Below are 12963 nucleotides of genomic sequence, written 5' to 3' on the forward strand. Positions count from 1 at the left end.
CCACGGCCACCGCCGACCGCCGCGCCACCGCCGACCGCCGCGCCACCGCGCCACGGCCACCGCCGACCGCCGCACCACGGGCCACCACCTGTCGCCGCAGCCCTGCCACCCCCTCACCGCGGCCCGGCCACCGCCTACCGCTCCGGCAGCGGTACGCCCCACACCAGGCGGGTGCCGCCGCCCGGCGGCTCGCCGAGTTCCAGCTCACCGCCGAGCTTCTCGGCGCGCTCGGCCATGTTCCGCAGTCCGCTGCGACGGCAGCCCTCGGGGATGCCCACCCCGTCGTCCGTGACCGTCAGGGTCAGCCGCCCGGACGCCACGATCAGGGAGATCTCGGCGGCGTCGGCCCGTGCGTGCCGGGCGACGTTCGACAGCGCCTCGGCCAGCACGGCGACCATGTCGTCCGCGACCGAGCGCGGCACATCGGTGTCGACCAGGCCCTCGGTGCGCAGCGAGGGGGTGAAGCCGAGCGCGGGCACGGCCTCCTCGATGGTCTTGGCGGTACGGACCCGCAGCCCCTGGACCGCGGGGCCCGCCTCGTGCGAGCGCAGCCCGAAGATCGTCGAGCGGATGATCTTGATGGTGTCGTCCAGGTCGTCCACCACCCGCAGCAGCCGTTCGGAGCCCTCCGGGTGCTGGACGAACCGCAGGGTGGACTGCAGCGTCATCCCGGCGGCGAAGAGCCGCTGGATGGCCAGGTCATGCAGATCGCGGGCGATCCGGTCGCGGTCCTCGAGCAGGGCGAGCTGCTCGGCGTCGCGCCGCCGCTCGGCCAGTTTCATCGCGATCGCCGCCTGGCCCGCGAAGCCCAGCAGGGTGTCGGTCTCGATCTGGGTGAAGGCGGGGCTGTCCGCCACCCGGGCCAGCGAGAGCACCCCGCCCACCCCGTCGCTCGTCCGCATCGGCACCGCGACGGCCGGGCCGAGCCCCTCCCAGCGCTGCGGGCCGACCGTGATCCGCGGGTCGTTCTGGACATCGGTGCTGGTGACCGGCTCGGAGGCGGTGAAGGCCGCGCCGCCGAAGGTGCCCCGGCGGGGCAGCACCAGACCGCGGTGGGCCTCGGCGTCGGTGCCCGCCGCCAGCGCGACCTGCAGCTCGTCGGTGTCGGCCACCGGCAGCATCAGCACGCCGAGGTCGGCGGAGAGGATCCGGCGGGCGTGCTCGACGATCAGCTCCAGGACCCTGGTCTCGTCCACTCCGGACAGCAGGCTGTGGGTGACCTCGGCGTTCGCCTCCAGCCAGCGCTGGCGGTGCCGGGCCTCCTCGTAGAGCCGGGCGTTCTCGATGGCCACCCCGGCGGCCACGGCGAGGGTGGACAGCACCGTCTCGTCCTCGCCGTCGAACTCCTTGCCGCCGCGCTTCTCGGTGAGGTAGAGGTTGCCGAAGACCTCGTCGCGCACCCGGATGGGCACCCCGAGGAAGGAACCCATCGGCGGGTGGTTCGGCGGAAAGCCGTAGGAGGCCGGGTGCTCCGAGAGCTCGGCCGGCCGCAGCGGCTGGGGGTGGCGGATCAGCTCGCCCAGCAACCCGTGGCCCGACGGCAGCCGCCCGATCGCCTCGGCCCGCTCCTCGCCGACGCCCACCGGGAGGAACTCGGCCAGCCGCTGGTCCTCGCCGATCACGCCCAGCGCCCCGTATTCGGCGTCCACCAGCACCACCGCGGCCTCGACGATCCTCCGCAGCACATGCGACAGATCCAGCTCCCGGCCGACCGAGAGGACCGCTTCCAGCAGGCTGTGCACCCGGTCCTGGGTGCCACGCACCCCGTCGATGCGCACCTGCAGCTCTTCCAGCAGCTCGTCCAGCCGCAGCCGGGGCAGGTACTCCGTACTCCTCGTGCTCTCCATACCCACGGGTGCCTCCGTCGGCCCCACCGCGCACGGCACGGTGTTCCGCACCGCCCTCACTCCTTTCACGGTAGCCGCGCCGGGCCGACGGTGAGTGCTGCGGGACATCTTGGCGGGAGGGGGTGCGTTGGCTAATGTTCGGGCCTGTTCATTCTGGAGCGTTTCCACACCCCACAGAAGGGTGGACCACCAGATGCCCCGACGCCCCCGACGTCGCCTCCCCCTCCCCCGATTCCCCTCGCTCTCCCGGCTCTCCCGACTCCCCCGGCTCGCCGCCGTCGCCCTGGCCCTCGCGCTCGCCGCCCCCGCCTCGCCGGCGGCAGCGGCGGACACCCCCGAACTCCCCGCGGATGTGTACAAGCTGCTGGAGGACCCCGAGGTCACCGCGGTCGGACAGGAGCCCGCCCACGCCCGGCTGACCCCGTACGCCGACACCGCCGAGGCCCTCGAAGGCGGCACCAAGAGCCGCTGGACCGCCTCCCTCGACGGCACCTGGAAGCTCCATATGTCCGACCGCCCCGAGGAGGTGCCGAAGGACTTCTTCACCGAGGGCTACGACACCTCCAAGGGCGGCTGGCGCAGCGTGAACGTGCCGCACACCTGGCAGACGGACGGCCTGGACCATCCGGTGTTCCGGAACATCCCCACCGAGATGTATCCGGACGACCCCCCGAAGGTCCCGCACGACGTCAATCCGACCGGTGCCTACGTCAAGACCTTCGAGCTGCCCAAGAGCTGGGAGAAGCGCCGGACGTTCCTCCGCTTCGAGGGCGTCACCAGCGGCTATCCGGTGTGGGTGAACGGCTCCTACGCGGGCTACGACCAGGGCGGCTACACCCCCGCCGAGTTCGACATCAGCGACCGGCTGCACCCGGGCCGCAACACCATCGCGGTGCAGGTCCACCGCTGGGGTTCGGGGTCGCATCTGGAGGACTACGACCAGTGGCGGTTCTCGGGCATCTTCCGCTCGGTCGGGCTGTACTCCACCCCGGCCGAATATCTGCGGGACATCACCGTCAAGACCGATCTGGACAGCCGGTACCGCGACGCCCGGCTGACCGCCGAGGTCGAGGTGGCCGCCAAGGGCCCGGAGCGCTCGGGGGCCGACCGCAAGGTCCTCGGCACCCTCTACGACGCGCGCGGCCGCAAGGTGACAACGATGTCGGGAACGGTGGGCGGCGGCGGTGGCTCCACCACCCTCACCGCCGATGTGGCCAACCCGGCCAAGTGGACCGATGAGACGCCCCACCTCTACACCCTCGTCGTCCGGCTCACCGGCGCCGACGGCTCGGTCACCCACACCACCGCCCAGCCCGTGGGCTTCCGCGAGATCGAGATCAGGGACAGAAAGCTCCTCGTCAACGGCGAGCGCATCCTCGTCAAGGGCGTCAACCGCTCCGAGACCGACCCCAAAACCGGCCGGCACGCCGGCCGGGAGCGCACCGCCTCGGACGTCTCGCTGATGAAGCAGCTCAACATCAACTCCGTGCGCACCTCCCACTACCCCTCGGATCCGTACCTCTACGAGCTGGCCGACGCCCGCGGCCTGTGGATCGACGACGAGGTGGACATCGAGACCCACCACCACGACGCCTGCCCGGACGACTGCCTGGCCGAGCGGCCCGAGTGGCAGGCGGCGTTCATGGACCGCCTCACCGCGATGTACGAGCGGGACAAGAACCATCCCAGCGTGCTGATGTGGGACACCGGCAACGAGGCCGGACTGGGCAAGGCCCACTACGCGATGGCCGACTTCCTGGACCGCGAGGACCCGGCCCGGCCGGTCTACCACCAGCCCAACAGCCCGGACGGCGACGCCCCGTTCGCCGATGTCTGGGGCCCGCGCTACCCCTCCCCCTCGGGCCTCGAGGAGAAGGCGAAGGCCACCACCAAGCCGATCATCATGGGTGAGTACGCCCACGCCATGGGCAACTCGCTCGGCAACTTCCGCGAGTTCTGGGACGTGGTGCGGAAGTACCCGCAGGTCCAGGGCGGCTACATCTGGGACTGGGCGGAGCAGAACATCACCCAGCCACTGCTCACCACCCCCGACACCTCGGGCAACGACATCCTGTCGTACGTCTCCGGAAAGCCCGGTCTGGTGGCCGGCCACCGCGGCAAGGCGCTGGAGCTGTCCGGTCTTGACGACTTCGTGGAGGTCTACCGCGATCCGAAGCTGGACGCGGTGTCGGACGCGCTCACCCTGGACGCCTGGGTGAAGCCCGCCGACTGGACCGGCTCCTTCACCGTGATCGCCAAGGGCGACCACAGCTATGCGCTGAAGATGCGCGACAAGGACACCCTGGAGTTCTTCGTCTACGGCGACGGGGACTGGCACACCGTCGCGGCCGATGTCCCCGCCGGCTGGTACGGCTCATGGCATCGCGTCTCCGCCACCTTCGACGGCCGGACGCTCCGGCTGCTCATCGACGGGAAGCAGACCGCGTCGGCCGACTGGACCGGCTCCGTCGGCTACTCCGCGCAGCCGGTGAACATCGGCCGCAACCCGGAGACCGACCAGGAGAACATCCGCACCCGGATGGCACACGGCACCGTCGACCAGGTCCGCGTCTACCACGAGGCGCTGAGCCCCGACCAGCTCGCCGCCGACCCCAGCGGGGACGCGGTGCTGGCCCTCGACTTCGACCGGCTCGACCGTAAGGGGGACTTCCTGTCCTACGGCGCCGGGACCGGCGGGGTCGACGGGGTGGTCTCCTCCGACCGCACCGTCCAGCCCGAGGCCCGCACCATGGCGGCCGTCCACGCCCCGATCCGGATCGCGGGCGACGAGGCCCGCGCGGGCCGGGTCGAGGTGCGCAACGAGCGGTCCTTCACCGGCACCGGCGACCTCCGGCTGCGCTGGCGCGTCACCGAGGGCGCCCGCACCCTCGCCCAGGGCAGCCGCGGCCTCGACCTCGCCCCCGGTGAGCGGAGCACCCTCCAACTGCCGAAGCCGCCCGCCAATCCTCGGGACGCCGACCGGCAGCTGACCGTGGAGGCGGTGCAGGCGGCGGACACGGCCTGGGCGAAGGCCGGACACCGGGTGGCGGTCGAGCAGTTCGACATCGGCGGCCGGCAGCTCGCGGGCACGACACCCGCGCGGGCACCGGGGAAGGTGAAGGCCACCACCTCCGGCGACCGCCTTACGGTCACCGGCGACGGCTTCAGTTACGGCTTCGACCGGGCCGGTGGCGAGCTGGTCTCCATGAAGTCCGGTGGCCGGGAGCTGCTCGGCTCCGGCCCCGAACTGGACGCCTGGCGCGCCCCGGTCAGCAATGAGATCGGCTCCGAGGAGGGGCCCTGGCGCGAGGCGGGCCTGGACCGGCTGCGCACGGAGCCGGGCAAGGTCACGGTGGACGAGCGGAACGGCGAGGTCGTCGTCACCGTGCCCTCCTCCGCCGCCGCGCCCGGCGTCAAGGACTCCTCGTTCGCCCAGACCCTGCGCTATACCGTCAGCGGCTCCGGGGAGCTGCGCCTGGACCACCGCGTGGAGGCCCGGGGCGCGGCGCGCAAGGTGCCGTATCTGCCCCGTATCGGGCTCTCGCTGCGCATACCCGACCGCTACGACCGGTTCACCTGGTACGGGCGCGGGCCGCAGGAGAACTACAACGACCGTGAGGACGGCGCCCCCGTGGGGGTGTACTCCACGGACGTGGCCGAGCAGTTCGCCGGGTACACCAAGCCGCAGGACTACGGGAACCACGAGGACGTCCGCTGGGCCTCGCTGTCCGACGGCAACGGCGGGCTCCTGGTGTCCGGGGACTTCTCGGCCGGGGTGACCCCCTACACCGGGATCGACCGCGCCGCCTACCCGTTCGCCCTCCGTAAGGACCCGGGAGGCAACACCCTGCACCTGGACCACGCGGTGAGCGGGATGAGCGAGACGTTCCACACCGTACTGCCCGAGTACCAGGTGCGGCCCGCCAAGGAGTACGCCTACACCCTGCGGCTGCGCCCGCTGACGGGCGCCGAGGCCCGTACCGGCACCCCGCGCGGCCCGGTGGTCTGCGCCCCCGAGGCGAAGCTCACCGCCGCCGACACCACGGTTCCGGCGGGCGGCTCCACCTCGGCCGAGCTGACCGTCACCAACCCGTGCGACACCCCGCTGCGCGACGTCACCGCCGCCTTCGGCCTGGCCGAGGGGTGGACCGCCGAGCCCGGCACCGTCGACCTCGGCGACCTCGCGGCGGGCCGGACCGCGACCGTACGGACCACGATCAGCCGTGGTGAGGGCAGCCCGGACGGTCTGCGGCCCGCCGTGGCCGACGTCCGCGCGACCTCGGCCGGTGGTGCGCGGGTGAGCGGCTCGGCGTCGGCCGAACTCGACGGCACGCCTCCCCCGCCGCGCGGCGAGGTGGCGGTGTCCACGCTCGACTTCATCACCGCGGACAACGGCTGGGGCCCGGTCGAACGCGACCGCAGCAACGGCGAGTCCGCGCCGGGCGACGGAAAGACCCTCACCATCGACGGCACGGCCTACGAGCGGGGCCTCGGCACCCACGCCGACTCCACGGTCGAGGTCTTCCTGGGCGGCAACTGCTCGACGTTCACCGCGCGGACGGGTGTGGACGACGAGGTGGGGGCCGACGGCAGCGTCGTCTTCGAGGTCTACGCCGACGGCGAGCGGGTGTACCGGGGCGAGACGGTGCGCGGCTCGGACGCGGCCGTACCGGTGGAGGCGCGGGTCGAGGGCGCGCAGCGGCTCCGGCTGCGGGTCACCGACAGCGGCGACGGCAACGCGCATGACCACGCCGACTGGGGAGCGGCCACGGTGCGGTGCGGAACGGGAGGTAAGCGGTGAGATGACGGCGGAAGGGCGCGGGCCCCGGTCATTCGCTGCCGGGGCCCACGCCCTCCCCGCCCTCCGCGCCCTACCCGCCCTCGAGCAGCTCCTCCAACCGCTCCAGGAAGACCCGCTGCTTCGCCACCATCTTCCGGCGGGCCTCGTCCAGGCCGAACCAGGCGACCCGGTCGATCTCGGGGAACTCCCGCATCCGGCCGGAGCCCTTCGGCCACTCCATGGCGAAGGTGCCGGGAGTGATGCCCGCCGGGTCGAGATCGCCCTCCAGTGCCCAGGCGATGACCAGCTTGCCCCCGGTCTGGGTCACGGAGCCGAGCGGAATCGGCTCACCGCCGGGCGGGGCCAGGCCGAGCTCCTCCTGGAACTCCCGGCGCGCGGCGGCCTCCGGGGTCTCGTCCTCGTCGTACTCCCCCTTGGGCACCGTCCAGGCGCCCTCGTCCTTGGTGGCCCAGAACGGGCCTCCCATATGGGCGAGCAGAACCTCGACGGCCGGGCCCGCGCCCCGGTGGAGCAGGAGTCCGGCGCTGCGCTTGCGAGTCACGGTGCCCAGTGTGCGCTCAGGCGGCCGGGGCGCGGTGCCGGGCTCGCCGCTCGGTCCTTACGGGCGCGGCCGAGGGGGCGCGTCCGAGGTATCCGCTCTTACGGGCGCAGCCGAGGTATCAGCCCTTACGGGCGCAGCCGAGGTATCAGCCCTTACGGGCGCAGCCGAGGTATCAGCCCTTGCGGGCGTAGCCGAGGTAGGTGACCAGCGGCCGGGCGTCCGGGGCGAGGACGAAGTCGACGATCGGCGGGATCTGCTCATCGGTGATCCGCCCCCGGCGGCGCGCCATGGTGGCCTTGACCAGGCTGCGCGGATCCTTGGGCTTGAAGTCGCAGATGTCCTCGTTGCGCAACCCCTGCCGCTCCAGGGCGGCGGTCAGCTCGGCGGGGGTGCGCAGCCGGGCCGCCGTGTAGCGGCCGGCGGGCATGATCCGGGTCACCGGAACGCGCTGGAAGGCGCCGAGGTAGATCAGCCGGGAGAGCAGGGTGCGGTTGACGGTGTCGTAGATCAGCACCCCGCCGGGCCGCAGCACCCGGGCGGCCTCCGCCAGCACCCGGTCGAGATCCGGGGTGATCTCGAAGGTGTCCGCGTAGTAGGCGAGGTCGAACGCGCCGTCGGCGAGGCCGAGTCGCTCGGCGGGCGCGGTGCGGTAGTCGATCCCGGGGTGCTCGCGCTCGCCCGCCTCGCGCGCCATCTCGGTCGCGGTGGCGGAGGGGTCGACGGCGACGACGTCGAAGCCGAGACCGGCCAGCCCGCGGGCCAGCAGCCCGCGGCCGCTGCCCACGACCACGGCGCGGCTTCCGGACGCGGAGAGGTCCACGCTCTTGAGGGTGGTGCGGACGTACTCTAGACGGCTGTCCTGGAAGGTGACGGCCCTGATCTGACGGCCGTCGACGGCCTCCGGCGACCGTGAGTCCAGTTCGATGTGCGGGGCGGCGGCCATCGTCTTCTCCCTCACGGGTGCGCGGATTCGCGGATTCGCGGATTCACCGGTGCCTGGGGCGGCCCGGACGGGCTCAGCGGGTTCCCCGAGGAAACCTAACATCCTTAAGTTCCCTCAGGGAACTCGGATAGGGTCGGGTCATGACCCGTACTCCGCTCGCCGATGTGGCCTGTTCGATCGCCCGCGCCACCGATCTGTTCGGCGACGCCTGGACGGCGCTGATCATGCGGGATGTGCTCACCGGGGTCACCCGCTTCGACGATCTCGCCCATGACCTGGGCATATCGCGTAAGGTCCTGGCCGCCCGGCTGTCCCGGCTGGTCGACGAGGGGGTGCTGGTCCGGGAGCGGTACCAGGAGCGGCCACCGCGTGAGCACTATCGCGCCACTCCCAAGGGCGAGGAGCTCTATCCGGTGCTGCTGGCCCTGATGGAGTGGGGCGACCGCTGGTACGCGGGCCCCGCCGGGCCCCCGGCCCGGATCCGCCATCTCGGCTGCGGGCGGGACACCACGCCGGTGTCCGCGTGCGCCCACTGCGGGGAGCCCCTGACGGTCGGCAACACCACCCAGCTCCCGGGCCCCGGCGGGCGCACCGGCCCCGGCACCCGGGTGCTGGGGCCGTTGCTCGCCGCGCGGGAGGACGGGCGGGACGGGCGGGAGGACGGGCGGGACGGGCGGGAGGACACCCCGGAGACCGGGCGCCCGGCGGCGGTTTGAGCGACCGGCACGGGGCACTCGGCACAGCAGCCGGGCACCCGACCACGAGGAGCGCCGACCATGCGCTACGAAGAAATGACGGGCCTGGTCCAGGCCCGGGCCCAGCTCCCCGACCGGCAGTCCGCCGAGCGTGCGGTACGGGCGACGCTCGAAACGCTCGCCGAGCGCATCCCGGACGGGCTGGCGGACCATATGGCGGCCCAGCTGCCGCAGGAGGCGGCGGAGCCGCTGCGGCGCGTCGCCGCCTCCCATGAGGGCTCACCCGAGGAGCGGGCGTACCGACGGGACCACGGCGAGCGGTTCGACCTCACCGGTTTCGCGGGCCGGATCGCGTGGCGCACCGAGCACACCGAGGAGGAGGCGCTGCGCGAGGCGGCCGCCTTTTTCGAGGTGCTGGACTCGGCCGTGGACCCGGAGCTGATGGAGAAGCTGTACGGCGTGCTGCCGAACGACATCCGGGAGCTGCTGCCGGAGTCACGGGCCGAGCAGAACGCGCCGACCGAGTAGGGCTTACGGCCGGCCCCCCTGGACCCCGGGGCCTGGCGCGCAGCCCCGTACACCCCAGCGCACTGGCACGCCAGGACGGCGGGGCCGGTGGATCTTTCCCCTCCCCGCCCCTTCCCGTAACCAGGGGCTCCGCCCCTGGACCCCGGGTCTGGGGCGCAGCCCCGAGCCCCACCACGCGGCGAAGCCGCATATCGATGCCGCGGGAAGGCGCGAAGCCCCGGTCGGGGTCTGGGGCGGAGCCCCGACCTGGGCCTCGAACGCAGCCCCAATCCGGAATCTGGGGCGCAGCCCCGATCCGGGGCCTGGGGCGAAGCCCCGATCCGGGATCTGAGGCGCAGCCCGACCCGACGTCTGGAGCGAAGCCCCAGCCCTGGGCCTCGAACGCAGCCCCGATCCGGGGCCTGGGGCGAAGCCCCGGTTCGGGGCCTGAGGCAAAGCACCGGCCCGGAATCTGAGGCCAAGCCCCAGCCCGGCGTCTGGAGCGAGGCCCCGACCCGGCGTCTAGAGCGAAGCCCAGACCCTGGGCCTCGAACGCAGCCCCAATCCGGGGCCTGGGGCGAAGCCCCGTCCGGGGCCTGGGGCGAAGCCCCGATCCGGGGCCTGGGGCGAAGCCCCGGTTCGGGGCCTGGGGCGAAGCCCCGGTTCGGGGCCTGGGGCGGAGCCCCGGTTCGGGGTCTGGGGCGGAGCCCCGGTTCGGGGTCTGGGGCGGAGCACCAGTTTCGGGAAGGGGCGGGGAGGGGAGCAGCCCGCCGCAGGCGCCAAGCTCCCTCGGACGTCCCCACGGCCGGGAAGGCTGCCGCCCCGCGTGCGCAACGGGGAGAGCACCGCGGAGCGGCAGCGGCCGAGCCGGGAGACTCGGCCGAGCCGCGGGGGCGTGGGATGTTCCCCGGCGGCTCATCAGCGTCTACGGACCCCATCGGTGCCCTGTTCATCTTTTGTCCGATGGTGAGCACCCGTACCCGAGGGCGCCCGAACCCCGGCCCCGAATTCCGGCCCCGGCCCGCGAATTGCCGTGGCGTGATCGTCTTGCCAGGCTGTCCCCATGCCGACCACCACCCTGTCCGAGCTCGTCGACGAACTGCTCTCCGGGACCCGCCCGCTGCCGATCCTCTCCGCGGGCGTCCCCGTGCTCCGGCGGCCCGCCCTGCCGTACGAGGGCCAACTGGCCGCGGACCAGCTGGACCGGCTGCTGACGGCGATGCGGGAAGCCATGCACTCCGCGCCCGGGGTGGGGCTCGCGGCCCCGCAGATCGGTGTGCCGCTGCGGCTGGCGGTGATCGAGGACCCGGCGGAGGTGACGGCCGAGGTGCGCGAGGCGCGCGGCCGGGTGCCGCAGCCGTACCGGGTGCTGGTCAACCCCACCTACGAACCGGTCGGCGACGGCCGGGCGGCGTTCTTCGAGGGATGCCTGAGCATCCCCGGCTGGCAGGCCGTGGTCGGCCGCCCGGACCGGATCCGGCTGCGCGGACAGGACGAGACGGGGCGGGAGCTGGACGAGGAGTTCACCGGCTGGCCCGCGCGGATCGTCCAGCACGAGACCGACCACCTCGACGGCGTTCTCTATCTGGATCTGGCCGAAACCCGCTCCCTGTCCTCGGCCGAGGCGGTAAGCGACTTCTGGTCCCAGCCCACCCCCGCCACCGCGGCCCATGCGCTGGGCTTCCCGCTCCCGAGCGCCACCGGCGCCGCCGATGACAGCGGCGGCACCGGCGCCACCGCTCCGTAACCACGGCCCGGCCGACCAGCGGCATGTTCTCGTCATCGACTGGCAGTCGCCGAATCACCGCACGGACACTGTGACGTACGTCGCCACGGCAAGACTGGTGGACGCCCCGGTACGCGCCGCCTCCGCGTACCGCACGGCGAGTGAGGCGTTTCTTCCGCGCGTTTCTCCCGCTCTTCCCCAGTCCCCACCGCTCCTGACTTCCCTCGAACGGAGAACAGGAATGCCCGTGCTCACGACGTCCACGACGGCGCCCACCAGCTCCTACGTCACCTCGATCGCCCACACCCAGGAGCAGATCCACGCCGCGCAGCGGCTGCGCTACCAGGTGTTCGGCGAGGAGAGGGGCGGCCGGCTGGACGCGGCGGTCGACGGCCGCGACGTGGACGAGTTCGACGACGTCATGGACCACCTGATCGTCACGGACACGGCGACGGACACCGTGGTCGGCACCTACCGGCTGCTTCCCCCGGGGCGCAGTGAGCGGCTCTACTCGGACACCGAGTTCAATCTGCACGGACTTCCGGCCGAGGTCCGCTCGTCCATGGTCGAGGCCGGCCGCGCCTGTGTGCACGCCGACCACCGCTCGGGGGCCGTCATCAACCTGATGTGGGCCGGTCTGGCCCGCTATGTACTGCTGTCCGGCCACCGCTATCTCGCGGGCTGCGCCTCGGTGCCGCTGGCCGAGGGCGAGCAGGCCGCCGCCAACGCCTGGCTGCTCGGCACCACCAAGCACGCCGCCCCGCCGGAGATGCGGGTCCACCCCCTCGACCCGTGGATACCCTCGCGGCCGCTGGACGGCGAGCCAAGCTACGCCGATCTGCCGCCGCTGCTGCGCGGATATCTGCGGGTCGGCGCCTGGATGTGCGGATCCCCGCAGCACGACCGGGCCTTCAACGACGCCGACTTCTTCGTGCTGCTGGACACCGAGCGGATGAACGACCGCTACCGCCGCTACTTCCTGGGTGAATCCCAGTGACCGTCCCGCCCGCGATGAGCCTGCCCGCACACGCCTGGGCGGCCTGGTCGCCGTGCACCACCGGCTGTGTCGCCCACGCCGCCGACCGCGTCCCGGCCACCCGGGTCGCCCGGCGGGCCGCGGTCTTCGGCCGGGCGGTGCTGGGCGCGCTGGTGTCCGGTCGGCGGATCGCCGAGCCCGAGACGCTGCGGGCGCGTGCGGCGACGCTGCTGGACTCCCTCGGCATCCGGCTGGAGGTGGCGGGCGACAGCACGCTCAGCGTCCCGGGGGCCACCGGCACGCTGGTCGTGGCGAACCACATCTCCTGGCTGGACGTCATCGCGCTGCTGTCGATGGAGCCCGTGGTCATGCTGGCCAAACGGGAGATCGCGGGCTGGCCGCTGATCGGCCCGATGGTCACCCGCGCGGGAACGCTGTACATCGACCGCAGCTCGCTGCGCGAACTCCCCGCGACCGTACGGGAGATGGCGGCCCGGCTGCGTGACGGCCAGTCGGTGATGGCCTTCCCGCAGGGCATCACCTGGTGTGCGGGCACCGGCGGCAGCTTCCGCCGGGCCACCTTCCAGGCCGCGCTGGACGCGGGCGCGCCGGTGCGCCCGGTGACCCTGGACTACGTCCAGCACGGCGTCCCGACCACGGTGGCCGCCTTCGTCGGCGAGGACGACTTCGGCCACTCACTGCGCCGGGTGATCCGCGCCGACGGGCTCACGGTGCGGGTGAAGGTGCACCGGCCGCTGCGGCCGATGCGGGACGTCGACGACCGGCGCCGGGTCGCGGCGCGGGCCCAGGCGACCGTCTGCGGGGCGCGGCTGCCCCTCCACCAGGAGGTCGCCGCCCTCGGGCCGGCCCGCCGAGAAGCCCTCGGACCGGCACGGTGAGCCCATGCCCCGGGTCCCGTCCCGTGCG

General features: G+C 73.1%; 9 protein-coding genes. 6 read left to right on the plus strand and 3 right to left on the minus strand.

All coding sequences use genetic code 11. The annotated features are described in order from the left end of the window. Window positions 1–134 precede the first annotated feature (134 nt). Window positions 135–1847, minus strand: a complete 1713-nt coding sequence (locus ACZ6TD_RS07610; RefSeq protein WP_471351804.1) for a GAF domain-containing sensor histidine kinase — start codon at window positions 1845–1847, stop codon at window positions 135–137. A 193-nt stretch (window positions 1848–2040) separates the two neighbouring features. On the opposite strand from ACZ6TD_RS07610, the gene ACZ6TD_RS07615 reads away from it, so the two are divergent. Then, window positions 2041–6648 (plus strand): glycoside hydrolase family 2 TIM barrel-domain containing protein, encoded by a 4608-nt coding sequence (locus ACZ6TD_RS07615; RefSeq protein WP_471351805.1) that lies wholly within the window; start codon window positions 2041–2043, stop codon window positions 6646–6648. Window positions 6649–6718: 70 nt separating this feature from the next. Here ACZ6TD_RS07615 and ACZ6TD_RS07620 read toward each other — a convergent pair whose 3' ends face one another. Both ACZ6TD_RS07620 and ACZ6TD_RS07625 read right to left on the minus strand, forming a co-directional pair. Continuing rightward, window positions 6719–7189, minus strand: a complete 471-nt coding sequence (locus tag ACZ6TD_RS07620) for an NUDIX hydrolase (RefSeq protein WP_471351806.1) — start codon at window positions 7187–7189, stop codon at window positions 6719–6721. A gap of 172 nt (window positions 7190–7361) precedes the next feature. Further along, a complete protein-coding gene (locus ACZ6TD_RS07625; protein ID WP_471351807.1) occupies window positions 7362–8132 on the minus strand; it encodes a methyltransferase domain-containing protein in 771 nt (256 codons plus the stop codon). Window positions 8133–8272: 140 nt separating this feature from the next. Between ACZ6TD_RS07625 and ACZ6TD_RS07630 the strand changes: the two genes are divergently transcribed. From ACZ6TD_RS07630 to ACZ6TD_RS07650, 5 genes are all read left to right on the plus strand, one after another. Beyond that, window positions 8273–8848 carry a winged helix-turn-helix transcriptional regulator gene (locus tag ACZ6TD_RS07630; RefSeq protein ID WP_471351809.1) on the plus strand — a complete coding sequence of 192 codons (576 nt, stop codon included), beginning with the start codon at window positions 8273–8275 and terminating at the stop codon, window positions 8846–8848. Window positions 8849–8908: 60 nt separating this feature from the next. Next, window positions 8909–9355: a DUF2267 domain-containing protein gene (locus ACZ6TD_RS07635; protein ID WP_471351810.1), complete on the plus strand. Its 447-nt coding sequence runs from the start codon at window positions 8909–8911 to the stop codon at window positions 9353–9355. Window positions 9356–10397: 1042 nt separating this feature from the next. Further along, window positions 10398–11081, plus strand: a complete 684-nt coding sequence (locus ACZ6TD_RS07640; RefSeq protein ID WP_471351811.1) for a peptide deformylase — start codon at window positions 10398–10400, stop codon at window positions 11079–11081. A gap of 220 nt (window positions 11082–11301) precedes the next feature. Next, entirely contained in the window at window positions 11302–12057 is a 756-nt protein-coding gene (locus ACZ6TD_RS07645; RefSeq protein WP_471351812.1) for a GNAT family N-acetyltransferase, read from the plus strand. Next, complete coding sequence (locus tag ACZ6TD_RS07650) at window positions 12054–12935, plus strand: lysophospholipid acyltransferase family protein (RefSeq protein WP_471351813.1); 882 nt, start codon at window positions 12054–12056, stop codon at window positions 12933–12935. Before ACZ6TD_RS07645 ends, ACZ6TD_RS07650 begins: the two co-directional genes overlap by 4 nt. Window positions 12936–12963: the final 28 nt, after the last annotated feature.

The sequence above is a fragment of the Streptomyces yongxingensis genome (genome assembly GCF_055597465.1).